The sequence below is a fragment of the Nocardia sp. NPDC024068 genome (assembly GCF_040638875.1).
In the GTDB taxonomy this organism is placed as follows: Bacteria; Actinomycetota; Actinomycetes; order Mycobacteriales; family Mycobacteriaceae; genus Nocardia.
In genome coordinates, this window is the sequence record NZ_JBEZYU010000013.1 from 91,547 (window position 1) to 114,167 (window position 22,621).

Genomic DNA, 22,621 nt, shown 5'->3' on the forward strand with positions numbered 1-22,621 from the left:
TCAGGTCGCGGTGGTCAGCCGGAACGGCGCGCGGTCCCAGCGCCATTCGTTGCGGACCGTGAGTGCGATCAGGTCGAGCAGATCGAGGCCGGTGTCGTCACGGAGCCGCCGCAGTGCGGAGCGCCGTACCGGGCCTTCGGCGAGCAGTGCGGTCAACCGTGCCTCGATCTTCGCGGGTACCGGGTGGGTGACGAGTTCTCGTTCGCCGACGGCGCTTCCCGTCCACAGCAGCCAACCCCACCCGTTCTCGTGCGCCCAGGCGCGGGCGGCGGCCGATTTCGCCCGGTTGACGTGGAAACCGAGATGTCCCAGCGGCTGCACGTCGATCAGCACGCGGCGGCCGTCACCGAGCTCGGCGGCCAGGGTGGGGAAATGCAGGTGTTCCTCGCCGTCGACCCGATAGCCGACGGCGTCCGGGTACTCCTGGAAGGTGCGGATCCGGTCGTCGGTATCGAGCAGGCGCATCAGCCGCGCCTCGAGCCCGGAGTCGAAACCGATATCGCGGCCGGGCTTGTGGAGGTAGAACCGGCCGCGGCCGTCGTCGTCGAGATCGAAGGATCGGGCCGCGACGGTGGGTAGCGGTGCGGCGGTGCCCGGGCCCGGCCAGTCGATCTTGTGCGGCCACGGTGCGGGCGGTCCGGCGGGCGCGTCGTCGCGTAACCGGGACAGCAGGTGGTTGGTCTTCTTCCGCCACGCGACCACCCGCTGGGTGACGAACCCCGCCACTCGCTTCGCATCGGCGGCGGAATGCCCCGCCAGCCGCAATTTCAGGTAGGACAGATCATTGACCGCGAGATCGGTATCGGTGGCGTAGGTTTCGGCCAGCAGGGCGCGGGTGAGCACCGTATCCCGGGTGCCGACGGCGTAGCGCCGGGCGAATTCCGGAACCGGAAGCCGCCCGGCCTGTGCGGTGTGCCGCAGTAGTTCACCGACCGCCTTGGTGTGCAGCTGGCGGGCCCGGTCGCGGGAGAAATCCCAGCGCGCGCCGATCCGGGTGAGGGTTTCGGGACGGTCGCCGGAAATGCCCAGCCGCAGCCGGAGGATGGTGCCGGCGCGCTCCCGGTCCGCCGCGTAGTCGTCGATCAGGTCCGCCAGCACCTGCGCGCAGTCCTCGGGCCCGAACGACAGATGGTCGCGCAGATCGTCGGGAAACGTATCGGCGGACGGCTCGTCGCGCACCTCGTACCGCGCTGGCTCCGTCTGCACGCACACCCCCTGTCGGGACCCGGATGATCGATCGGCTCGAGTTCGTGCGGGCCAGCTTAGCCGGGCGTACCGACAGATTTCCCACCACACGAAACCGGTCGCGGTCCGGATGCCGGGGTGGACCTGCTCGGTGGCCGTATGTGCTCTAATGGACATTGCCGAAAATTTGCTGACGTGGGGCGGATGCCCGGATCGCCGGGTGGCCGATGCCCTGCCGGGGCAGCCGCCGGGCCGACGGAATATGCCGGCGGCATCTTGTCGTGATCGACAGAGGTGGAGGCGACGTGCTGCATACCGATATCCCGACGCGTGATGAGATCAGAGCTCTCGCGGAAGCCACCGGCGAATGGTGTGTATCGATCTACACGCCCACCGGGTCCGATATCGCCGACCCGGATCAGGACCGGATCGCATTCTCCAACCAGGCTCGGCACGTGCTCGAATCGGTGACCGATCCCGAGGCGCGAGCGGCCTTGGGCGAGGAATTCGATGTCCATATCGACGATGCCCTGTTCTGGCGGTATCAGTCGCGCACCCTGGTGGTACTCGCCTCGCCGGCCCGGATCCGCACCTACCGGGTACCCAACCGGCTGCCCGCCTCGGAATCAGTGGGTGACCGGTTCGACCTCACTCCGCTGCTGCGTGCGGTGACCTTCCCGCAGACCGCCTTCGTCCTCGCCCTGGCCGAAGGCGGGGTGCGGCTGGTGGAGATCAGCGCCGACCGCCCGGCCCGGACCGTCCCGGTCCCCGGGTTGCCCGCCGACGCCGCCGACCACGCCGGTAAGGCGAGTCTGGGCGACCGGGCACCCAACCGTCGCGTCCAGGGCGACGAAGGCAGAAAGATGCGCCTGCGTCAGTACGCCCGGGCCGTCGACGCCGAACTACGCGACCTGCTCAGCGGCCGCGACGTCCCGCTGGTACTGGCCGCCGCCGAGCCGATCGATGCGTTGTTCCGGAGTGTGAACAGCTACGGCAACCTGCTCGACGAGAGCATTCCCGGAAATCCCGAGCACGTCTCCGACGCCGAACTCGCCGATCGGTGCCGGGAGGTCCTGGACCGCCATTACGCCGCCCAGCTGGCCGGCCTGGTGGAGTTGCTGGATCTTCGCCGTGGTGAAGGACGGGCGGCCACCGATATCTCCGACCTCGCCCGCGCGGCGACCGCCGGTGCGGTCGATACGCTGCTGGTCGATATGGAGGCCTCGGTCCCCGGTACCGTATCGGCCTCCGGCGCGGTCACATTCGGTGAATCCACGACGAACGGGCACACCGGCGTGCTCGACGAGATCACTCGCCGGGTCCTGCTGACCGGCGGCCGGGTGCTCGCCCTCCGCCCCGGCGACCTCCCCGGCGGCGCGCAGGCCGCGGGCCTGCTCCGCTACGCCCCGTAGACAACCGGCATCCCGGCGGCCACCGCCACGGCGACACGAATCTCCCGGAACGAGCCGGGCGTCAGGCGGTGACCTCGAGCCGCGCCGCGAGCGCCCGCGATTCGCGTTCGTTGAGCCGACCGCCCTGGATGACCAGATCGGCCGCGAGGGACCGTGCCAGTGGATGGCATTTCATGGACTCTTCGCTGATGGCGGTGCCGGTCCGCAGTGCCCCGAGTGTGCCGAGCCAGTCCCGTTGCTGGGCGTAGGCGCGGGACAACTCCAGCCACAGTCGGGCGCGGCGGTCGACCGAGGGAACGGCGTCGGGGTCCACGGCGTCCGCGGCGTCCAGGGCGCTGCCGGACTTGCGGAGATCGACCTGTACCGAAACGGCGCTGATTTCGGTGTTCGCGACTCCGAACAGCGTCCAAGCGTGCGTCGAGCCGGCGGGTAGTGCCCGCGCCATTCCCATCGCCTGATCTATTGCGCGCAATGCGTCGCCTTCGCGGCCGAGACGCGCCGCGGTGATCGCGCCGTGCAATTGGCAGGCACCCCACAGTGCTTGGACGTCCTTGTCGCCGTCCATATGTGGCGCCAGTAGTGCGGCGGCCTCGGAGGCGAGGCGGTAGGCGTCTTCCTCTCGGCCTGTCGAGCGCCAGACGTTGCCGAGAACCCAGGAGGCGGACGCGAGTGTGACCGGGTCGTCTGCCACTTCGGCGGCCGACATGCACCGGTCGGCCGCGAGCCACAACAGCGGTGCGTCGGCCACCCACGCGAGTACTTGCTCGGAGAGTGCGTAGGCCCCCGAGAGTGCGGCCGCTGCGGCGCGACGGTCCTGTCCGTCGAGGGTGCGGAGCGCGCGCCTACCGTCGCGGATCAGTTCGGGCAGCATCGCTCCCGCGTCGGCGCGGGGTGTCGCGGATGTGTGCCACAACCGCCAAGCGCGTTCGACTCGGGCGGTGAGTTCGGCGGTGTCGACCGGTGACGGCGAAGGGGTGAGGTCGACACCCTCGATCGCTTCGCGGATGGCGGGGACAACGGGATGTCCGGCGCGGCGGGAGACACCGACCAGAAGCTCATGGTCGCCGGTGATCTCGGTCAGGTCCCGCACGCCGAGTGCTTGCCCGATCCGCAGCAGCATGTCCAGCGCCGGTGGGCGCTGGAGGCGGCCTTTTTCGACGTCGCGCAGCCAATCCTCGGAACGGCCCACCAGCCCGGCGACGACCGCGCGGGTGCGGCCGGTGCGGGTGCGGATGTTCTGGATGCGCTCGCCTATCGCGCGGGCGGCGAGTTCGTCAGGGGTCGGCATAGCGGCCTGCCTTCTTCGCGGTATGGGTCCCTCCGCAGATGCCTCCGGCCTGGGGACCGGGGCGACGTTCGTCCGCAGCGGGTCAATTTCAGGATAGGGCCGCTGGCGAGCTCCCACCAGCACCTCGGGTAGGGGGAATCCCCCTACCCCGCAGGGTGGTTCGCATCTACCGGTGCAGTCGGTGGCCGACGCGCAGGATTCACCCACGCCATCGCCGCCGGGTCGATCACCGAGTCCCCGGCGGCGGTGGCAGCCATATGACCGCAGGGGATAGGGGACACCTGATGCGATGCCGGCCGACCGCACTCGGATATGTAGATCTGGACGTCAGCACGTCGGTGGTGTGGGAGCGGGCACAGATCCAACGCTTGGGGCGCCATCTCGGCTACCTGATGATCTGGCCCGACCCGGTGTCCGTGCTCCCGCTATTCGACCAGGTGCGCGCCGCCGACGTGGACGCGGTTGTCATTCCCGGCCCACATCACCTCGGCCCGCTGGAGTTGAACAGGGTCATGGATGTCGCCGATGTCGAAACGGTGCTGCCGCGGTTGTCCTTCGCCCGGTGGTCGATGACGAGGGCGGGACGTTGATCACGCTGGGATTCGTGGTGGCGGCCGGGTTGCCGCTGGTCGTGTTGGTGGCGGCGATCGTGTGGCCCGAACCCATGGCTCGACAGGCAGAGGTCGAGCAGGATACGCGAGATACCTACGGAGACGGTGCTTCTCGATATCGGCGAGGCTACCGATCGGATCGACTCACCATCACTGCCGAAGAAACAGAAGAGGCACTCTTCAAGTCTCTTTGAAAAGTGCCTCTGAACTGTTGCTGTGGTGCGCGATACTGGGATTGAACCAGTGACCTCTTCCGTGTCAGGGAAGCGCTCTCCCGCTGAGCTAATCGCGCGAGGTGGAGACGGGAATCGAACCCGTGTGCACGGCTTTGCAGGCCGTTGCCTCACCACTCGGCCACTCCACCGCGCAAAGGGGGGAAGGCATACAATGCGCCTGGCCCTACCTCTCGAGCGGATGACGGGATTCGAACCCGCGACCCTCACCTTGGCAAGGTGATGCGCTACCAGCTGCGCTACATCCGCATTTCGCATCCCCGGGGCTGTTGTTGCCTCCGTGGTGCGAGACAGAACATTAGCCCACCTTCGGCGGAACCTACAAATCGCCTGGTAGAAGCGGGTGAACTACACGATTGTCATTCGTGGCCGGGGTGGTGGTCGGAGCCGAGGGTCGCTTCTTGGGTCGAAGTGGGCCGGGGCAATAGGTTGGGGATTCCGGGTCGGAGGGTCCGCGGTCGGGATCGACCACGGTGCTTCGGCACGGATGACCAATGGATGACAAGAGGGTGATTTGGTGGCGGATGGGTGGTGCGTGTTAAAGTTCCTACTCGTTCGGAGGGCATCGAATTAGCCTCCCGAGCGGTTCTCCCGGTCTCATAGCTCAGCGGGAGAGCGTCCGCCTCACACGCGGAAGGTCGCTGGTTCGATCCCAGCTGGGACCACTCGAATACACCCTGATCTGTAAAGGTCAGGGTGTATTTCTATGTCGTCTGACTGTGCCCGGCGCGGTAAGGCCGTGATGAGTCTCGACCACACCGGCAAAGGCCGCAAACGATGGACCATGCGCTGGAAGGCACCCCTGAACGCCTTCCGGTCGCCTTCGAAGTCCGCGTGACCCCGCCTGCCGAGTGATCGACAATCGAGATCAGCGTCAACTGGACAGACCCGTGTCAGGTGTTGCGGCCCCCGTTGACCCCGAGTATCTGGCCGGTGATGTAGCCGGCTTCCTCGGAGATCAGGAATGCGCAGGCGGCCGCGATATCCGCGGGCGTGCCGATCCGGCGGACGGGGGTGCGCAGGATATGGTCCTCGACGGGGCCGCCGAGCCGGCCGACTTCCTCGTTTTTACGCAGCATCGGCGTATCGATGAAGCCGGGTGGCACGGCGTTGACCGTGATTCCCGACGGGCCCAGCTCCAGCGCCAGGGATTTGGTCAATCCGTTGACCGCCGATTTCGCTGCCACATAGTGCGACATGAACGGCTGGCCCGAATGGGTGCTCGAGGACGAGATGTTCACGATGCGACCCCAGCCGGCCGCCAGCATATCCGGCAGCACCGCCTGCACGCAGTGGAAGACGCCGTGGACGTTGACGTCGAATACGCGCTGCCATTCGGCGAAGGTGAGGTCGGGGAAGCGTTTGAAACCCTCCAGGCCCGCGCAGTTGACCAATATCGTGACCGGGCCGGTCCTGTCGCGGATCGCCGAGAGCGCGGCCGCGATTTCCTCCGGATCGGTGACATCGGCTCGGTAGGCCAGGTCGTCGTCGTTGTCGGGATTCAGATCCAGGGTCGCGACGGTGTAACCGCCGGTGCGCAGACGTTGCGCGATACCGAGTCCGATTCCGGAGGCACCCCCGGTGACCACCGCTGTTTTCATGATGACGACTCCTTGTCGGTGACGGATCCGGCGACCGCCCAGGGGATTCCGGACGATGTGCCGCCGCCGGGTCGTGGTTGCAGCGCGCGCAGGAAAAGGGTGACCGCGAACCGGAGGTGCCTCTCGGTTTGTTCGGGTGTGCGGTAGACGCCGAATTCGGCCATCCGCCAGGGCTCGGATTCCACCAGGACCAAGAAGTGTTCGGCGGCGAGCTCGATATCGTCGGCGGCGAGCTCGATATGCCCGGCCTCGCGATGGCTACGGAGCAGGTCTCGCACCGCGCGTAAGCGCGGCGACCAGGCGACGGTTTCGGCGCTGACCGCGAACTCCGGGAAACGTGACGCCTCGTGCATCGCGATCCGCTGCAATTTGGCCAGCTGCGGATCCGATATCCGCGCCAGCGCCTCCCGGGCCAGGGCGAGCAGCGAGGTACCGAGATCGGCGTCGGGGGGTGTGACGATCTGCGCCTGCGGGTCCCGCCGGCTCATGGCCCACGGGATCACCTCCGCGAAGACGGCGCGTTTGTCCGGATAGCGGGCGTAGAGGGTCTGTTTGGTGACCCCGGCCGCCCGGGCGATGGCCTCCATGGTCGCGCCGTCGTAGCCGCGTTCGAGAAAGGTCTGCACCGCGGCCTCGCGCAGTCGTTCGACGAGCTCGGCCGCCTCGGTGCTGGTGGGCCTGCCCGGCCGGCGGGGTCGCGTGGTCACCGAAACCAGCCCTTTCAATCAGACGCAGCCGTATGATTCCATAACTATACGACCGCGTATGAATTGGCAAACCGCCGACGCGCCGGCCCACCGCACCGGCCGGATCGCGACGGCGTCGAAGAATCCGAGGTACCCGTGAGCACACCCGACACCGTCGATTTCTTCCGGGACAAGGGCCCGGTGGCGGACCCGTACCCGTATATGGAGGCGCTGCGCGATCGGTGCCCGGTCGTGCGGGAGCCGCATCACGACGTCATGATGGTCACCGGCTACGAGGAGGCGATCGACGTCCTCGGTGACGCCGAACGGTTCTCGTCGTGTATTTCGGTGAGCGGTCCGTTCCCCGGATTCCCGGTCCCGCTCGAGGGCGGCGATGTGCGGGCGCTGATCGATGCCCATCGCGCCGAACTGCCGTTCAGCGACCAGGTGACGGTCATGGACCCGCCCGATCACACCCGCCACCGTGCCCTCCTCATGGGGCTGATCACCCCGAAGCGCCTGCGCGAGAACGAAGAATTCATGTGGCAGCGGGTGGACCAGGTGCTGCAGCCGTATCTGGCGGCAGGCGGCGGTGACTACATCGGCGAGTTCGCCGGGCCGTTCACGCTGCTGGTGATCGCCGATCTGCTCGGCGTACCCGAAGACGACCGGGCCGAGTTCTCGGCCACGATGACCCGCCAGGCCCGCGGCGGTGGTGTGGGTGCATCCGGGCAGCGCACGATGTCGCACACGCCCCTGCGCTATCTCTACGACAAGTTCGCGGCCTATATCGAAGACCGGCGGCGCGAGCCCCGGGGCGACACCCTCAGCGATATGGCCGTCGCCCGGTTCCCCGACGGCTCCACGCCGGAGGTCATGGATATCGTCCGCCTGGCCGCCAATCTCTATTCGGCCGGACAGGAAACGACGGTGCGACTGCTGAGTTCGGCGTTGATGATCCTCGCCGAGAACCGTGAACTCCAGCGGACTCTGCGCGAGAACCCGGATCGCACACCGAATTTCATCGAGGAATGCCTGCGTTTCGAAAGCCCGGTGAAAGGGGATTTCCGGCTGGCCGCCGTCGACACCACGGTCGGTGGTGTCGATATCCCCGCGGGCACCACCCTGATGGTGATGAACGGCGCCGCCAACCGCGATCCCCGCCTGTTCGACGACCCCGCCACCTTCGATCTCGCCCGCCCGAACGTCCGTAAGCACATCGCCTTCGGACGCGGACCGCACACCTGCCCGGGAGCGCCCCTGGCCCGTACCGAGGCCCGGGTGAGTATCGAGCGGCTCCTGGCCGGCACCAGCGATATCAGGCTTTCCGAAGACCACCACGGCCCTTCCGGCGCAAGGCATTTCGCCTTCGTGCCCACCTACATCCTGCGCGGGCTCACCGAACTGCACCTCGAATTCGATCTCGCCGAGAACGCAGCGTGACCACCGCCCTCGCGAGCTGTCGTGCGGGCTTCCTCCCGGCCCCACGTTCGCCGATTCGGCGGTACCCGCCGAGTTCGACCGGACGAAACTGCGGGTCGCGATCGCTGTCGAACACGAATCCGACCTCGGGCGGGGGCTGCGCGGCCGAACGACGCCATGACGGCAGTGCCGCGTGGTCGCGGGCGGCGGGTATTCATGCGAGGAACCCGCGTCGGGTTCGTTCAATCCGCGCAGCTGCCGGGTGGGTGCTGTCCGGTCAGTACCGCGGTGACGAACTCGCGGGTGTCCACCAGGGAGGCGGGGATGGTCGCGCGGTGATCCCGGCCCTCGTAGACGCGGTAGCGGAGGTCGGTCCCCCTTCCGCACAAGGCATCCACCAGTGCATCGGTGCTCGGTTTCGTGACCAGCGCGTCCGCTGTTCCCTGGGCGATCATCACCGGCACTTCGGGTTGGGTATCCGAGGGATCCTGGGCCTCCAGATAACCTGTGAGGGCGGCGAAATCGGCATCCGGTTCGAAGATCTCCGTGGGCGGGACCGGTGGCACCTCGCGAATCTGGGCCAGGCAACCGGTGCGGGCGGCCTGGACCAGGGGTTCGGCGGCGGGGGTGAACAGCCGGTCGGGGTCGATAGCGGGTTCGGCGGCCTGGGCACCCAGCACGATCAGCGGGACGAATGCCGCGGCGGCCTCGGCGCCCGGGCCGCCGCTGTCGACGAATTCGACCATCCGGCTCAGATCGATACCACCGGGAGCGATGGCCACGGCGCCTTTCAAGGACAGTTCCGGCTGCCGGTTCCGCGCGTACTGAGCCGTGAACAACGCCGCCTGGCCGCCTTGACTGTGCCCCACGGCGATCCAGTCGCGGCCGATGGAGCGGTCGGCCGAGCGGGCAGCCCGCACGATATCCGTGACCGTGTTCGCCTCGCTGATTCCGTTGATGTAGGGGTGTCCGCCGGGCGTCCCCAGGCCCTGATAGTCGGTGTGGACCACGGCGAATCCGCGCTGGATCCAGGTGTCGAGAACGTCTGTCACCCGGCCCAGATAGTCGTGGACCGGGCCGGTACTCGTATCCCGTGACGGGGCACATGGATCGGCGTACCCGGTCGTTCCGTGTGCCCAGCTGATCACCGGCCACCCGGAGGGCGGCGGTGGGGACGAGGGGACGGCGACGGTGCCCGAGACCACGATCGGCCTGCCGTGCGCGTCGCTGGACATATAGGTGATCAGTTCCGTCCGTGCGGCACTCGGTAGGGCCGCGGTGGTGGTCAGCGGCTGCGAAGTGAGCAGCTTCCCGCCGTGTGCGGGACCGGGATGAGGTGGACCGGCGGTGGCCGTACCGGACGCGCCGCTGGACAACAGGACGGCGGCCGCTATCGCCGTCGCGGCCGTACGCAGGCGGCGGGCGGGTCGGTGCGCGAGCATGATCGACTCCTGCATCAGGCGGTTACCCGCGCTGCCGCGCCGGCATCGACGGGCATCACGGTGCCGGTGATATGGGCGCTCTTCTCGTCGGCGAGGAACAGCACCGCCCGGGTGACCTCCTCCGGTTCGAGGAACGCCACCGGCTGGGCATGGAGCGTGGCGAATATCGGTTCGACGTCGTCGCGGCCCGGGTTGTCGAGGTCGGGGCGCATGCGCGCGTACAGCGCCTCGTTGTGCACCATCGGCGTGGAGATATTCCCGGGGGCAACGACATTCGCGGTGATCCCGTGTGGCGCGAGCTCGAGCGCGGCGGCCTTTGTCAACCCGATCACGCCCCATTTGGTCGCGCTGTAGGCGGCCATTCCGGGGGCCGCCGAACGTCCCATCATCGAGCTGACGGTGATTATCCGGCCGTAGCCCGCGGCCGTCATGGCGGGAACTACCGCGGCGATCGTGTTGAAGACCCCGGTCAGGTTGGTCGAGACGACTTCGTCCCATAGTTCGCTGGAGATCCGCGGCAGTGATGCCGCGGCCGACACGCCGGCATTGGCGATGGCGATATCGATCCTGCCGAACTCCGCCACGCCCCGGGTGACCACGGCGTCCATCGCCGCACGATCTCCGGTATCGGCTTGGAGGGCGATACATCTGCGGCCGCGTTCTTCGACGAGGCGGACCGTTTCCGCCATATCCGCCGGTGTCGCCAGCGGGTACGCGACGACGGGACTGTCGGCGCAGCGATCGCAGATCACGATATCGGCGCCCAGTTCGGCCAGCGCTACCGCGTGGGCCCGGCCTTGACCGCGCGCACCTCCGGTGATCAGGGCGATGCGGTCGGCGAATGCATTCACGAGAGGCCACTCTTTCCGATGTCGAAGCCCGATTCTTTCGGTCGAATATTCGACCGATCGGGTAGATTGTGGTGCCGGTCACGGTACATTCGGTGGCGGTGCCGGTCAATACAGGCCATCGGGACCATCGGATAAGGTGACGCGAATGGCCGATCGTGCAGTGGACCGACCGGACGGCGGTCGGAGTGCTTCGCCGCCCACCGCCCGCGTGCTGGACGTCCTGGACTATCTGGTGCTCCACCGGGGCGAGCCGCTCGGCCTATCGGAATTGGCGCGGCGCTGTGAGATCAGCAAGCCGACGTGTCTGGGGATACTCACCGAGCTCACCACGCGCGACTATCTGCGCTGCGACCCCGGGACGAAGACGTACCGTCTGGGGCCGGCGCTGGTCACCGCCGGCCGGGCCGCGCAGCGGGATTTCGCGGTCGAACCCGTCGTCTCCGAGCGGCTCACGCTGCTCGCGCGGCGGTTCGGCGTGATGTGTGTGGCATCGGGCAGGGTCGGCGACGAGTTCATGGTTCTCGAGGTCGCGACCCCGCCGGGAGTTCGCGCGCCGGTCGGTGTCGGGCAGGTCTTCCCGTTCGCACTGCCGACCGCGTTGATGTACGCCCTGTGGCAGTCCGACGACGAACTGGAGCAGCAGGTACACGACGGCCATGCGTGGCTGGCGGGTATCGAACTCGGCGAATTGCGCAGGATGGCAGTCGAATGCCGCACGACCGGATATCTGGTCGAGAACCTGACACCTCAGCTCGAACGGGTGTACCGCCTCCTCGGTGGGTCCGCTGCTCGCGAGGTCTCACCCGAGCTGCGTGCCCTGATCACGGAACTGCTTGCCGGTATGGGTGGCCGCCGCCTGCTGTTGCGTGACGAATTGCGGAAAAGCGGCTCCGATACGACGCATCGGGTCGGCGTTATCGCCGCACCGACCTTCGGCGCGGACGGAGACCAGTCATTGCTGCTCGCCCTCAACTTCCAGGCCGATCTCACGGTGTCCGAGATCGCCGAGCGCGGGTCCGTCCTGAAGGCCGCGGCGGCCGAACTCACCGCCGAACTCGGGGGTCACAACCCCCATACGGGCTCGCCGGACGGCTGAACCCGACCCGGCACGGCCGGTCCTGACCCGGCCGATGCGCACTGGATTGCGGAACGAACGGGAATTAGTCTGCCCAGCATGACCACCTCGACCAGCGCGACCACCCCCGGTATTCCGCCCTTCCATCTCGCGATCCCGGTCACCGATATCGAGGCCGCGCGGGAGTTCTACGGAAATGTTCTCGGCTTTCCCCGGGGCCGATCCGCGGAGAAATGGACCGACTGGAATGTCCGCGGTCATCAGGTCGTCACCCATGAGGTCGGCGGCGACTCCGGTGCTGCCGTTCGCGGGACCAACCCGGTCGACGGGCACGAGGTCCCGGTGCCGCACTTCGGGCTCGTCCTGTCCGTCGAGGAATTCCGGGAACTGGCCGCCCGGCTCCGCGCCGCCGGTACCGAATTCGTGATCGAACCCTATGTGCGGTTCGCGGGTGAGCCGGGTGAGCAGTGGACCATGTTCTTCCTCGATCCGTCGGGAAACGCGCTGGAATTCAAGGGGTTCCGCGATCTCGATCAGTTGTTCGCCGTGTGAGTGTGATGCGCGGGTCGCCGCACTGAAGCGCTTTCCGGGCGGGCCCGATTCTGCTGCCGCTGGCGGCGATGAGCATCGTTGTGGCCCGGATCGTGTCCGGTCGTCGCGGCAGACACGCCGGTCCCGATGTGCGGGAACCGGAACGCATGGGTAACAATGCCGCTCGGTCGTCGATACGACGATGTTCGTGTTCGTGTTCGTGCACAGATGGGATAACTCTCGCCTGGCCGAGTGACGGGGCCGCGGGCGAGCGTCGACTGAAGGCGGTCCGATGCTCTACCGAAATATCGTGCTCGTATTCATGATCTGCGTAGCGTCCCTCGCCGTACCCGCGGTCCGATCCGGACCCGCGCATGCCGAGGGGCCCGCGCTACCGGCGCCGACCGGGCAGTACGCGGTCGGGCGCACGGATACCACGGTGGCCGCTCCGGACCGCGAGGTGCCGGTATCGGTCTGGTACCCGGCGGCCGAGGCGGGGCGCCCGGCCTCCTACATTCCGGCGTCGCGGGTGAACGCGGCCGGAATCGCGACCCGCGCGGCGCAGTGGCTCTACACCCCGGCCGCGGCCGGGCCGATGGTCACCGCGACGGTGCCGGCCACGCTGGACGCCACCCCCGCCGCGCTGCCGTCGCTACCGGTGGTGGTCTGGTCGCCGGGGCTGGGCACGCCGCGCTGGCTGGCGTCGGGGCTGGCCGGCGATCTGGCGTCCCGCGGGTATGCCGTGGTGGCGCTGGATCATCCGGGTGAGACACCCGGCGCGGAGGCGTCCGGCCGGGTGCTGCGCGGTGAGATGCCCAGTCAGGATCCGGCGTATCTGCGCACCGCGCTGGCCCACCGGGTGGAGGAGGTGCGGCTGGTACTCGACGGACTCGGTGCGCTGCCCCTGGTCGGCGACCGTCTCGATACGGCGCGGGTCGCGGTGGCCGGACATTCCTATGGCGGCCAGACCGCGGTCTCGGTGGCCGCCGATGATCCGCGGATCCGCACCGCGGTGGTCCTGGACGGCAGCGCCGGATGGGACGATGTCGCCGAGGTGCCGCCGATGCCGCATCCGGTGCTGCTGCTGGCGTCGGGAAATATGGTGCACGCCAGCTGGACCGGCACCGGCGCGGTGATCGGCACCATCGCCGGGGCCGGTCACTACACGGCCACGGATCTGCCGGTCTTCGGTGGCAGCGAGGAACTGTGCGGCCGGGTCGACGCCGCCCACGCGGCGACGCTCACCCGGTCGGTGGTGGCGGCGTGGCTGGATCGCCATCTGCTCGGCGGCTATTCGGCGATGCCGGAGGACGATCCCCTGTTGCGCTGGCGGGTTCGCTGACCTCGGTGGTGAAAGGCGGGGGCGTGCGCACCCGCAGCGGTGGCAGCGCGCCCTCGTACCGTTCGATCTCCACCAGACAGCTGTTGGCGGACGGGCCCTGGGTCAGGGAACTGGTCCCGATATCGTTGGTGACGGTATTCGGGTTGCCGTGCACATCCAGGGACAGCGGATCGGCGGGATCCAGGGGGTCGTACCAGGCGCCGGTCGCCATCTGCGCCACTCCCGGCCGCAGCGCCTCGGAGATTCGCAGGCCGGCGAGGAGTGCGCCCCGGTCGTTGAACACCCGGACGATATCGCCGTCACTCAGACCGCGTGCCGCGGCGTCGGCGGGGTTCATCCGCAGTGGTTCGCGACCCCGGATCTTCGATTCCCGGCTGGTGACGCCGTAATCGAGCTGGCTGTGCAGCCGGGTCGCGGGCTGATGCGACAGCAGATGCAGCGGAAACCGTTGCGCGAGCGGGGCGCCGAGCCATTCCCGGGGCGGATACCAGGCGGGGTGGCCCGCGCAGTCGGAGAGGCCGAAAGCAGCGACGGTGCGGGAGAACAGTTCGATCCGGCCCGACGGGGTGGCCAGTGGATAGCGGTCGGGATCGTCGCGGAACTGTTCCAGCACGTGGGGGCTGTCGCGCAGATACGGTCCGAGATCGATCGGCGGGCCGTCCCGGAAGGTCGTGTAATCGGGGAGGGAGACACCGGCGGCGGCCGCCTCGGCGACCGTGATCTCCCAGAGGTGTTCGACCCATTCGCGTTCGTCGCGGCCCTCGGTGAAACGCGGGCCGAAACCGAGCCGTCCGGCCAGATCCGCGAAGATGGCGTGGTCGGAACGGGCCTGCCCGTAGGGCGGTAGCGCGCGGCGCATCGGGGTGAGCCACCGGTCGAGGCGCGCGGCCGCGAAATCCTCGCGTTCCTGGGCTGCCGTGGTGGGCAGCACGATATCGGCGAATCGGGCGGTCGAGGTCCAGCCGATCTCGTGCACGATGACCGTGCGGGGCCGGGACCAGGCGTGTCGCAACCGGTTGAGATCCTGATGGTGGTGGAAGGGATTTCCACCCGCCCAATAGATGAGGTCGATCTCGGGATAGGTGAGGGAGCGGCCGTTGTAATCGAAACTCGCGCCCGGGTTTTCGAGCATCTCGGTGAGGCGCGCCACGGGGACGATCTCGGAGACCGGATTGCCCGGTTGCGGGAGCGCCGCGATCTCGAAAGGCGGATAGCGGCGCTGCGTCTCGTTGGTCATTCCCACCCCGGCGCCCATGAGGACGCCACCGCCGGGCAGGCCGATATTGCCGAGCGCGGCGGCCAGCGCCCACCCGGCCCAGTATGTCTGCTCGCCGTGCTCGGCGCGCTGCAACGCGTACGGCAGCCCGATGAGGCAGCGTTGCCGCGCCATCAGCCGGGCCAGCCCGCGGATCTCCGCCGCGGGCACCTCCGAGAGCGCCGCGGCCCACTCGGGAGTTTTGGGTTCGCCGTCCACACGACCGGTCAGATAGTCGGCGAAGCGGTCGAAACCGGTGCAGTAGCGATCGAGAAACGCTTGGTCGTGCAGATTCTCGGTGAGCAGGGTGTGGGTCAGGGCCAGCATGATCGCCACATCGCTGTGCGGGCGGCAGGGAATCCAGCGGGCCTCCAGATCCGGGTGCGCGTCATCGCGGACGGGGCCGATATGCACGATATCGACCCCGGCCCGGCGCAGGGTCGCGAGTCGCTCCGGGCGCGGATGCGCGCCGATCCCACCGGGATTGACCTGGGTATTGCGCTGGGCCCCGCCGCCGAAGAGGACGACCCGGGCGCAATGCCGCGCGATCTCCTCGGTGCCGGGGGTCTGCCGTGCCGCGAAATAGGCGTTCATACCGAGGATATGCGGAACGAGTACTTCGGCCGCGGCGAAGGAATAGGTATCGACCGAGGCGGTGTATCCGCCGAACATCTGCAGGAAGCGGTGGATCTGGCCCTGCGCGTGGTGGAAGCGACCCGCGCTGGCCCAGCCGTAGGACCCGCCGTAGATCGCACGGTTCCCCCCGGCGGCCTGTGCCGCGCGCAGGGCGTCGGCGGCGATATCGAGCGCCTCGTCCCATTCCACCTCGACGAATGGTTCCCGGCCGCGCAGGTGGGGATCGGCGGCCGTGCGGTCGCGGTAGTAGCCGAGGCGGATGGCGGGCCGGGCCACGCGGTGATCGGGGTCCTGGACCGCGGCCAGCGATCGGCCGATGGGGGAGGGGCGCGGGTCGCGTGGGTCGGGGGTGACCGAAAGACTGCCGTCGGCGGCGGTACCGAGATGGAAATTGCCCCAGTGGGTGGCCGTGGGCAGCGTCCGCGTCATAGTCGTTCCTTTCCGGCGGCTCGGCGCCGGCCGGTGACCGGTGCGCACTGTCGCGATTCCGGTCACCGCCGGGTTGTCCCGACCCATTCTCCTGATGGGAACGGGAGGCGGCGGGGGAGTAGGCCACATCACCCTCCTGGGGGTGGGGCGCCCGCGCGGCCGCGGGCGTTGCTATCTTGAACGACGTTCAAGCCGGTTGTTGCGAAGGATGGCGTCATGAACGGTGTCGAGGATTCGCGGGCGCCGAAGACCCGCATCACGGCGCGGGATATGGCGCAGATCGCGGTCTTCGCCGCGCTGATCGCCGCGCTGGGGTTGCCGGGCACGATCACGGTGGGTGCCACCGGGGTGCCGATCACCCTGCAGACGCTGGGCGTGATCCTCGCGGGAGCGATTCTGGGACCGCGCAAGGGGACCGCGGCGGTCGCGGTGTTCATCGCGCTCACGCTCATCGGCCTGCCCCTGCTGTCCGGCGGGCGCACCGGGCTCACCGCGCTGGCGGGTCCGAGCGCCGGTTACCTGGTCGGGTGGATTCCGGCCGCCTTCGTCATCGGCCTGCTGACCGCCTGGATCCTGCCGAAGTATCCGCTGGTGCCCGCGCTCGCGATCAACGCGCTCGGTGGTCTGCTGGTCATCTATCTGTTCGGGACGCTGGGCCTGATACTGCGCACCGACTTCGGTCTGCGGGAGGCGGTCGCCGCGAACGGCGTGTACATACCGGGTGATCTGCTGAAGGTGGTCGTGGCCACCGTCGTGGCCAAGGGCGTGCATCGTGCGTATCCGGGGCTGATCGGTGGTTAGCCGGGAACTCGGCGGCGCCGCCGACGACCCGGCCCTCGACCTCGACGACCGCACCCTCACCTACGGGGAACTCGAGCGCGAGATCGCCCGGGCCGAACCGACCCGCGGCCGCTACGACGTCTCCGCCCTGCCGCCCGGTGAGGCGCTGATCCAGGTCTGCGCGGCCGCGCGCCGGGGCCTGCCGGTGGCGGTAGAGAACCCGGCGGCGCGCCCACACCGGCCCGGCCCGCCCCCGCCCGAGGCGTTCCTGCTGGTCGCGACCTCCGGCTCCACCGGTCACCCGCGGCCTCTGGCCCGGACCGCGGCCTCCTGGTACGACAGCTTCCCCGAGTTCACCGCGATCACCGGGGTGACCGGCGCGGACCGGGTACTGCTGACCGGCCCGCTGCACGCGACGATGCATCTGTTCGGCGCGCTGCACGCGCTCTGGCGCGGCGCCTGCGTCACCGACGATCCGGCCTCTGCCACCGTGGCCCACGCGGTACCCGCGGTACTCCGCGAGATCGTGGGCCGCGCCCCGCACCTGCGCACCGCCGTCGTGGCGGGGATCGCACCCGATCCCGGCGCGCTGCGCGCGGCCCGCCACCTGCGCGTTGTCGAATACTACGGCTCCTCCGAGGTCTCGCTGGTCGCCGCGCGGCAGGTTCCGCAACCGCTGCGGCTGCTGAGCGGAGTGGACGCGCGGACCCGCGACGGCCTGCTCGAGGTCCGCTCCCCGTACACCGTGCTCGGCGCCCCGGACTGGTTCGGCGTGGGTGATCTGGCCGAACTCGGGAACAACCGGGAACTGCGGGTGCTCGGCCGGGGTGAAGCGGTGATCAATGTCGGCGGCACCACCGTCGTCGCCGAGGATGTGGAGCGCACGATTGCCGGTATCGACGGCGTCGTCGCGGTCGCCGTAATCGGCTCCGAACATGCCGTATTCGGTGAAACGATCACGGCGGCAGTTCATTTGGACGGCATCGAGGTGGCGGAGGTACGGCGCCGGGCGCGCCGGATCCTGGCGCGGGAAGCGATGCCGCGGCGCTGGGTGACCGTCGGTGCACTGCCCGTCACGGCCGCCGGGAAACTCGCGCGCGGCCGGTTGAGAGAGTTGCTGGCATGACCCCGGTTCCCGTTCTCGTCGCCGCGCGGCGCACGCCGATCGGTACCGCCGGTCACGGGCTGGCCGCGCTGACCGTCGCCGATCTGGCGGCACCGGTGCTGCGGACCGTCGCCGGCGAGCTGCGTGCGGCGGGGATCGGAGCGCCGATCGACGACGTCGTCCTGGGCAACTGCCTGGGCCCCGGCGGCGATCCGGCCCGCATCGCCGCGTTGCAGGCGGGGCTGGGTACCCGGGTACCCGGGGTGACCGTCGACCGGCAGTGCGGTTCCGGCCTGGACGCGGTGATGCAGGCGGCATTGCGGATCCGCAGCGGCTGGGACGAGCTGATCCTGGCGGGTGGCGCCGAATCGGCCAGTACCGCGCCGTGGCGCTACTGGCCGCCGGTGGGCGAGGCCGAACCGGTGCGCTACACCCGCGCGCCTTTCGCGCCGGCGGGCTTTCCCGATCCCGATATGGGTGTCGCCGCGGATGATCTCGCCCGGGTCCGGGGGATCGGCCGCGAGCGGCAGGACGAGTATGCGGCGCGCTCGCATGGCCGGGCCGCGGCCGCCGATTTCGCGGCGGAGCTGGTGCCGGTGGGCGGGCTGACCCGTGACCAGCGCATCCGTCCGGGGATGACGGCGGCGCGCCTGGCACGGTTGCGGCCGAGTTTCGGCACCGGCGGTACGGCCACGGCCGGAAACTCCTGCGGTATCTCCGACGGCGCGGCCTTCGTCGGGGTCACCACCGAGCGGCTGGCCGCCGCGGCCGGGCTGCCCGCGCTGCGGGTCGTCGGCTGTGCGGTGGCGGGATCGGATCCGGCGCTACCCGGTCTGGGGCCCGTTCCCGCGATCCGCGCGGTGCTGCGCCGGGCGGATCGCCGGGTGGGCGATCTCGGCGTCGTGGAGATCACCGAGGCATTCGCGTCCGTGGTGCTGGCGGTCGCCGACGAACTCGGCCTGGACGAAGATCTGATCTGCCCGGAGGGCGGGGCGATCGCGATGGGCCATCCGTGGGGCGCCTCGGGGGCGGTGCTGCTGGTGCGGCTGGCCGCCCGGATGCTCCGGCCGGACGGCCCGGAGCTGGGGCTGGCGGCCTGCGCCATCGGCGGTGGGCAGGGTGTCGCGGTACTGGTGGAGCGGGTGCGATGAGCGAAATCGTCTTCGATGCGGTGAACCATGCGTTCGGGTCCCGTCGAGTGCTGCGCGATATCGATCTGCGCATCACCGAACGCCGGGTCGGCATCATCGGCGCCAACGGGTCGGGGAAATCCACCCTGGCCCGGATGATCAACGGCTTGCTGACCCCGGCCTCCGGCACCGTCACCGTGGACGGCCTGGATGTCGCCCGCAAGGGCGGCCGGGTACGCCGCAAGGTCGGGTTCGTGTTCACCGATCCCGATACCCAGATCGTCATGCCGACGGTCGCCGAGGATCTGGCGTTCTCGTTGCGCCGCAGCGGATCGGGTAAAGCGGAGATCGCCGCCCGTGTCGCCGAGATCCTGGACCGATTCGGGCTCGCCGGGCACGCCGACCACCCCTCCCATCTGCTGTCGGGCGGCCAGAAACAGCTGCTGGCCCTCGGTGCGGTGCTGATCCGGCGGCCGGAGGTGATCGTCGCCGACGAGCCCACCACGCTACTGGACCTGCGTAACGCGCGGCGGATCGCGCAGGCGCTGGATTCGGTCGACCAGCAGGTGATCGTGGTGACCCATCAGCTGTCGCTGCTGGACAGTTTCGAACGGGTCATCGTGATCGACGACGGGGCGGTGGCCTTCGACGGTGATCCGGCCGCGGCGGTACCCGCCTATCGGGAGCTGATCGGGTGATCGGTCTCTACCTGGCCGGGGATTCGCCGGTGCACCGCGTCCCGGCGGGGATGAAGCTGCTCCTGCTGCTGGTGACCATCGTGGCCGCGACCGTATTCGTCCGGACGCCGGGCGTGCTGGCGGTCGTGGCCGCGGTGGTGGCCGGTTTTTTCGCGCTGGCGCGGATCCCGTGGCGGACCGCCCTCGCCCAGCTCCGCCCGGTGCTGTGGATGCTGGCGTTCATCGCGGTGTTCCAGGTGTTGACGACCTCCCCCGCCCGGGCGGTCGTGGTGTGCGGTCTGCTGCTGGTCTCGGTGGCGCTGGCCGCCCTCGTCACCCTGACGACCCGGGTCACCGATCTGCTCGACGCGGTGACCCGCGCGCTCGGTCCGCTGCGGCGGGTCGGAGTGGACCCGGAGCGGGTGGGGTTGCTGCTGACGCTGGCCATCCGCTGCGTCCCGGTGCTCGCCGAGATCGTGCGGGAGGTCGCCGACGCCCGGCGGGCCCGCGGCGTGCAGTGGTCGGTGACCGCGCTGGTGACCCCGGTGCTGGTGCGCTCGCTGCGGACGGCCGACGCGATGGGTGAGGCGCTGGTGGCCCGCGGGATCGACGATGAGTGAACTGCTCGCCGACCGTATCGCGGGTAACGCGGCCGATCATGGCGGACTGCCCGCGGTGATCGCCGCCGGCGACCGGATCGACTATCACCGGTTCTGGGACCGGGTCACCCGTACCGCCGCCGGGCTGTCCGGTATGACCCGGGTGGCGGTGCTGCCCACCTCGGATATCGACTCGCTGATCGGTGTGGTCGCGGCGATGCGGGCGGGGGTGAGTGTCGTCCTGCTGCACCGGCATCTGCTCCCGGAGCAGCTACGCCTGGTACTGGCGCGTACCCGGCCCGGAGCTGTCGTCTGCGCGCCCGGCAGCGAGCGCCGGTTGCGGCGCCTGGACTACACCGGAGCTCTCCGCACCGCTGCGGATCTGGAAACGGCGGGCGTGCCGGACCGCGCCGATCCCGATTCCGAACTGCTGGTCGGGGTGACGTCCGGGACGACCGGTGACCCCAAACTCTTCGTCCGCGATCAGGCGTCCTGGGCGGCCACCCTGGATCGTTCCGACGCCACCTTCGATATCGCCGCCGGCGACCGGGTCGCGGTGCCCGGCGTGCTGGACCACACCCATTTCCTCTACGGCGCGCTGCACGCCCTCACCCGCGGTGCGACCGCCGATCTGCGGCCCGCCACCGAGGCGCTTCGCGACGGTGCGACCCACCTGTACTCGGTGCCCACCATCGCCTGGGATGTCGTGCGTACGGCGACCGGGCCGATCCCCGGGGTGCGGGAGGTGCTGTCCTCGGCCGCGCGCTGGCCCGCGAACGGCCGGGCCGCCTTGCAGGAGGTGCTGCCCAACGCCCGGCTGACCCATTTCTACGGCGCCTCGGAGCTGAGTTTCGTCTCCTTCGACCGCGGGCTCGGCGCCGGCGGCGACGACGCGGCGGGGGAGCTGTTCGACGGGGTGGACGTCCGGATTCGCGCCGGATTGGTCCACGTGCGCAGCGATATGGTGTTCCGCGGTTATCTCGGCGCGGAGGGGCCGGCGGACGGACCGGTCGACGGCTGGGTGACCGTGGGCGACCGGGGGGCGCTCGAAGGCCGGCGGCTGCGACTGTTCGGGCGGGAGAGCGAAGTGCTGATCCGGGGCGGACTCAATGTGGAGCCGGCGGCGGTGGAGGCCGCGCTCACCGCGATTCCGGGCGTGACCGAAGCCGCGTGTGTGGGTATCGCCGATGCCCGCTGGGGGCAGATACCGGTGGCGGCCGCCGTGGTGGATCGGCGGGCGCCCGATGTGGACGAGATACGGCGGCGGCTGCGCGCGGTCCTGCCCGCCCCGAGTGTTCCGGCCCGGATCCATCTGCTGGACCGCCTCCCGCGCACGGCCCGCGGCAAACTCGATCGCCCCGCGCTGCTTCGCCGGATCGGCAGGCAGACCGCTCCGGACCGGTGAGAACCGCAACCGGGCCGACAGGCCCGAAGCCGTCGTCCGGTGCTACGCGTCGGGATGCAGGTCGGCGGGTTCATCCGCCATGCCGGAGCGGCCGGGTAGCGGATGGGCGAGGAAGCCGTCGGCGAAGTACTGCATCGAACCGCAACCGTCACAACGGTAGGCGTGCTGGTGGAGAAGTTCCTGACCCCATTCGGCGGGACGTTCGGTGAGAATGCCGGCCACACCGGTCATGAAGCCGTGGACGCCGAGGTAGGTGCGCTCCCGGGCGCACCAGGGACAGGTGAGATCGACCGCCGCGCGCCGGCGGCGGATTTCGTTGTCCTGCTGCTCGATTCGCTGGAGCGCCCGGTCGATGTACTGCTGGGCCTGCCGCAGCGTCAGCTGTTCGGCCGCGCGCAGGTAGTCGTCGTAGCCGCCGGAAGAGGTTCGCAACTGAGCGAACTCCGCGACCGAACGACGCACCTCCCGCGTCCCGCGCAGCCCGCCGTTACCGCGGTAGCTGATCTCGGCGCGGGAAATCCCTTCCGGCAGACCGGCCGTCAGCTTCACGCGTTTGGGATCGTCCGCGTCCGGCCGCAACTCGATTCCCCGTTCCGACACACCCGGAAGGATACCGGCGCGCGACGATTCCGGGGCGGTTGCCGAGGCGATGTCCGAGCGCCGGGAACGCCTGTGAGGTAGCCCGGACGTGACCCGCTGCCGTGGTCGCCGTCCCATCGCGGGGGCTCGGGATATCCGATGACATGGGCCACAGTTCACCGGCTCGGGTTATCGAATCCGCTGGTCAGTGCCTTATCTATCGGATGATCGGTCACCGCTGCGCGGGAAGGTCCGGACCAGTGGGAACGGCGCGGTCCGCGCTCGGCGGGCAGCTGTGGCCGGATGCGTTATCGGGCAGTGACACGTTGCGGTTATGTAGCGATTGT

General features: G+C 69.4%; 22 protein-coding genes and 4 tRNA genes. 15 read left to right on the forward strand and 11 right to left on the reverse strand.

The annotated features are described in order from the left end of the window. The gene (locus tag AB0F41_RS14165) at positions 1-1,206 is read right to left on the reverse strand and encodes a hypothetical protein (RefSeq protein ID WP_357423630.1); all 1,206 of its coding nucleotides are present in this window, start codon (positions 1,204-1,206) and stop codon (positions 1-3) included. A gap of 284 nt (positions 1,207-1,490) precedes the next feature. Between AB0F41_RS14165 and AB0F41_RS14170 the strand changes: the two genes are divergently transcribed. Then, positions 1,491-2,597 carry a hypothetical protein gene (locus tag AB0F41_RS14170; RefSeq protein WP_357423632.1) on the forward strand — a complete coding sequence of 369 codons (1,107 nt, stop codon included), beginning with the start codon at positions 1,491-1,493 and terminating at the stop codon, positions 2,595-2,597. Between the two features lie 61 nt (positions 2,598-2,658). On the opposite strand, the gene AB0F41_RS14175 is transcribed toward AB0F41_RS14170, so the two are convergent. After that, positions 2,659-3,885, reverse strand: coding sequence for a helix-turn-helix transcriptional regulator (locus tag AB0F41_RS14175; RefSeq protein WP_357423634.1), 1,227 nt, complete (start codon positions 3,883-3,885; stop codon positions 2,659-2,661). A 284-nt stretch (positions 3,886-4,169) separates the two neighbouring features. Here AB0F41_RS14175 and AB0F41_RS14180 point away from each other — a divergent pair, with 284 nt between their 5' ends. Next, positions 4,170-4,475, forward strand: coding sequence for a hypothetical protein (locus AB0F41_RS14180; protein ID WP_357423636.1), 306 nt, complete (start codon positions 4,170-4,172; stop codon positions 4,473-4,475). Continuing rightward, entirely contained in the window at positions 4,448-4,690 is a 243-nt protein-coding gene (locus AB0F41_RS14185; protein WP_357423638.1) for a hypothetical protein, read from the forward strand. The genes AB0F41_RS14180 and AB0F41_RS14185 overlap by 28 nt, the downstream gene beginning before the upstream one ends. Positions 4,691-4,713: 23 nt before the next feature. Here AB0F41_RS14185 and AB0F41_RS14190 read toward each other — a convergent pair. From AB0F41_RS14190 to AB0F41_RS14200, 3 genes are all read right to left on the reverse strand, one after another. Next, positions 4,714-4,788 (reverse strand) — tRNA-Val (locus tag AB0F41_RS14190). A gap of 1 nt (position 4,789) precedes the next feature. Further along, positions 4,790-4,860 (reverse strand) — tRNA-Cys (locus AB0F41_RS14195). 45 nt (positions 4,861-4,905) lie between these two features. Beyond that, a tRNA-Gly gene (locus AB0F41_RS14200) sits at positions 4,906-4,978 on the reverse strand. 344 nt (positions 4,979-5,322) lie between these two features. Between AB0F41_RS14200 and AB0F41_RS14205 the strand changes: the two genes are divergently transcribed. Together AB0F41_RS14205 and AB0F41_RS14210 are read left to right on the forward strand one after the other, a co-directional pair. Continuing rightward, a tRNA-Val gene (locus tag AB0F41_RS14205) sits at positions 5,323-5,394 on the forward strand. A gap of 41 nt (positions 5,395-5,435) precedes the next feature. Further along, the gene (locus AB0F41_RS14210) at positions 5,436-5,567 is read left to right on the forward strand and encodes a hypothetical protein (protein ID WP_357423640.1); all 132 of its coding nucleotides are present in this window, start codon (positions 5,436-5,438) and stop codon (positions 5,565-5,567) included. Positions 5,568-5,622: 55 nt separating this feature from the next. On the opposite strand, the gene AB0F41_RS14215 is transcribed toward AB0F41_RS14210, so the two are convergent. Further along, a complete protein-coding gene (locus tag AB0F41_RS14215; RefSeq protein ID WP_357423642.1) occupies positions 5,623-6,330 on the reverse strand; it encodes an SDR family NAD(P)-dependent oxidoreductase in 708 nt (235 codons plus the stop codon). Then, positions 6,327-7,037: a TetR/AcrR family transcriptional regulator gene (locus AB0F41_RS14220; protein ID WP_357423644.1), complete on the reverse strand. Its 711-nt coding sequence runs from the start codon at positions 7,035-7,037 to the stop codon at positions 6,327-6,329. Before AB0F41_RS14220 ends, AB0F41_RS14215 begins: the two co-directional genes overlap by 4 nt. A 201-nt stretch (positions 7,038-7,238) precedes the next feature. Between AB0F41_RS14220 and AB0F41_RS14225 the strand changes: the two genes are divergently transcribed. Beyond that, on the forward strand, positions 7,239-8,459 hold the full coding sequence (locus tag AB0F41_RS14225; protein WP_357423693.1) for a cytochrome P450: 1,221 nt from the start codon (positions 7,239-7,241) through the stop codon (positions 8,457-8,459). Between the two features lie 221 nt (positions 8,460-8,680). Here the strand turns inward: AB0F41_RS14225 and AB0F41_RS14230 are convergent, their stop codons facing one another. Both AB0F41_RS14230 and AB0F41_RS14235 read right to left on the reverse strand, forming a co-directional pair. Next, the gene (locus AB0F41_RS14230; RefSeq protein ID WP_357423646.1) at positions 8,681-9,880 is read right to left on the reverse strand and encodes a lipase family protein; all 1,200 of its coding nucleotides are present in this window, start codon (positions 9,878-9,880) and stop codon (positions 8,681-8,683) included. 14 nt (positions 9,881-9,894) lie between these two features. Next, positions 9,895-10,731 (reverse strand): mycofactocin-coupled SDR family oxidoreductase, encoded by an 837-nt coding sequence (locus AB0F41_RS14235; protein WP_357423648.1) that lies wholly within the window; start codon positions 10,729-10,731, stop codon positions 9,895-9,897. A gap of 145 nt (positions 10,732-10,876) precedes the next feature. On the opposite strand from AB0F41_RS14235, the gene AB0F41_RS14240 reads away from it, so the two are divergent. From AB0F41_RS14240 to AB0F41_RS14250, 3 genes are all read left to right on the forward strand, one after another. Further along, positions 10,877-11,827, forward strand: a complete 951-nt coding sequence (locus AB0F41_RS14240) for a helix-turn-helix domain-containing protein (RefSeq protein ID WP_357423650.1) — start codon at positions 10,877-10,879, stop codon at positions 11,825-11,827. A gap of 78 nt (positions 11,828-11,905) precedes the next feature. Further along, positions 11,906-12,358, forward strand: coding sequence for a VOC family protein (locus tag AB0F41_RS14245; protein WP_357423652.1), 453 nt, complete (start codon positions 11,906-11,908; stop codon positions 12,356-12,358). 271 nt (positions 12,359-12,629) lie between these two features. Then, entirely contained in the window at positions 12,630-13,679 is a 1,050-nt protein-coding gene (locus AB0F41_RS14250) for an alpha/beta hydrolase (RefSeq protein ID WP_357423653.1), read from the forward strand. Here AB0F41_RS14250 and AB0F41_RS14255 read toward each other — a convergent pair. Further along, entirely contained in the window at positions 13,579-15,999 is a 2,421-nt protein-coding gene (locus AB0F41_RS14255; protein WP_357423655.1) for a molybdopterin-dependent oxidoreductase, read from the reverse strand. The genes AB0F41_RS14250 and AB0F41_RS14255 overlap by 101 nt on opposite strands. Positions 16,000-16,215: 216 nt before the next feature. On the opposite strand from AB0F41_RS14255, the gene AB0F41_RS14260 reads away from it, so the two are divergent. The 6 genes from AB0F41_RS14260 to AB0F41_RS14285 are packed head-to-tail and all read left to right on the forward strand — an operon-like array spanning position 16,216 to position 21,695. Then, positions 16,216-16,800 carry a biotin transporter BioY gene (locus AB0F41_RS14260; protein WP_357423657.1) on the forward strand — a complete coding sequence of 195 codons (585 nt, stop codon included), beginning with the start codon at positions 16,216-16,218 and terminating at the stop codon, positions 16,798-16,800. Continuing rightward, complete coding sequence (locus AB0F41_RS14265) at positions 16,793-17,905, forward strand: AMP-binding protein (RefSeq protein WP_357423659.1); 1,113 nt, start codon at positions 16,793-16,795, stop codon at positions 17,903-17,905. Before AB0F41_RS14260 ends, AB0F41_RS14265 begins: the two co-directional genes overlap by 8 nt. Next, complete coding sequence (locus AB0F41_RS14270; RefSeq protein ID WP_357423661.1) at positions 17,902-19,035, forward strand: thiolase family protein; 1,134 nt, start codon at positions 17,902-17,904, stop codon at positions 19,033-19,035. Before AB0F41_RS14265 ends, AB0F41_RS14270 begins: the two co-directional genes overlap by 4 nt. Next, a complete protein-coding gene (locus tag AB0F41_RS14275; RefSeq protein WP_357423663.1) occupies positions 19,032-19,712 on the forward strand; it encodes an ABC transporter ATP-binding protein in 681 nt (226 codons plus the stop codon). Before AB0F41_RS14270 ends, AB0F41_RS14275 begins: the two co-directional genes overlap by 4 nt. Then, positions 19,709-20,311 carry an energy-coupling factor transporter transmembrane protein EcfT gene (locus AB0F41_RS14280; protein WP_357423665.1) on the forward strand — a complete coding sequence of 201 codons (603 nt, stop codon included), beginning with the start codon at positions 19,709-19,711 and terminating at the stop codon, positions 20,309-20,311. Before AB0F41_RS14275 ends, AB0F41_RS14280 begins: the two co-directional genes overlap by 4 nt. Continuing rightward, positions 20,304-21,695 (forward strand): AMP-binding protein, encoded by a 1,392-nt coding sequence (locus AB0F41_RS14285; RefSeq protein ID WP_357423667.1) that lies wholly within the window; start codon positions 20,304-20,306, stop codon positions 21,693-21,695. The genes AB0F41_RS14280 and AB0F41_RS14285 overlap by 8 nt, the downstream gene beginning before the upstream one ends. 42 nt (positions 21,696-21,737) lie before the next feature. On the opposite strand, the gene AB0F41_RS14290 is transcribed toward AB0F41_RS14285, so the two are convergent. Then, positions 21,738-22,295, reverse strand: coding sequence for a hypothetical protein (locus AB0F41_RS14290; RefSeq protein WP_357423669.1), 558 nt, complete (start codon positions 22,293-22,295; stop codon positions 21,738-21,740). Positions 22,296-22,621 lie beyond the last annotated feature (326 nt).

Excerpts from the sequence above, each read along its gene's own strand:
- AB0F41_RS14175 (WP_357423634.1), bottom strand. The coding sequence starts at position 3,885 with ATGCCGACCCCTGACGAACTCGCCGCCCGCGCGATAGGCGAGCGCATC.
- AB0F41_RS14180 (WP_357423636.1), top strand. The coding sequence starts at position 4,170 with ATGCGATGCCGGCCGACCGCACTCGGATATGTAGATCTGGACGTCAGC.
- AB0F41_RS14210 (WP_357423640.1), top strand. The coding sequence starts at position 5,436 with ATGTCGTCTGACTGTGCCCGGCGCGGTAAGGCCGTGATGAGTCTCGAC.
- AB0F41_RS14215 (WP_357423642.1), bottom strand. The coding sequence starts at position 6,330 with ATGAAAACAGCGGTGGTCACCGGGGGTGCCTCCGGAATCGGACTCGGT.
- AB0F41_RS14225 (WP_357423693.1), top strand. The coding sequence starts at position 7,239 with ATGGAGGCGCTGCGCGATCGGTGCCCGGTCGTGCGGGAGCCGCATCAC.
- AB0F41_RS14230 (WP_357423646.1), bottom strand. The coding sequence starts at position 9,880 with ATGCTCGCGCACCGACCCGCCCGCCGCCTGCGTACGGCCGCGACGGCG.
- AB0F41_RS14240 (WP_357423650.1), top strand. The coding sequence starts at position 10,877 with ATGGCCGATCGTGCAGTGGACCGACCGGACGGCGGTCGGAGTGCTTCG.
- AB0F41_RS14245 (WP_357423652.1), top strand. The coding sequence starts at position 11,906 with ATGACCACCTCGACCAGCGCGACCACCCCCGGTATTCCGCCCTTCCAT.
- AB0F41_RS14250 (WP_357423653.1), top strand. The coding sequence starts at position 12,630 with ATGCTCTACCGAAATATCGTGCTCGTATTCATGATCTGCGTAGCGTCC.
- AB0F41_RS14255 (WP_357423655.1), bottom strand. The coding sequence starts at position 15,999 with ATGACGCGGACGCTGCCCACGGCCACCCACTGGGGCAATTTCCATCTC.
- AB0F41_RS14260 (WP_357423657.1), top strand. The coding sequence starts at position 16,216 with ATGAACGGTGTCGAGGATTCGCGGGCGCCGAAGACCCGCATCACGGCG.
- AB0F41_RS14270 (WP_357423661.1), top strand. The coding sequence starts at position 17,902 with ATGACCCCGGTTCCCGTTCTCGTCGCCGCGCGGCGCACGCCGATCGGT.
- AB0F41_RS14275 (WP_357423663.1), top strand. The coding sequence starts at position 19,032 with ATGAGCGAAATCGTCTTCGATGCGGTGAACCATGCGTTCGGGTCCCGT.
- AB0F41_RS14285 (WP_357423667.1), top strand. The coding sequence starts at position 20,304 with ATGAGTGAACTGCTCGCCGACCGTATCGCGGGTAACGCGGCCGATCAT.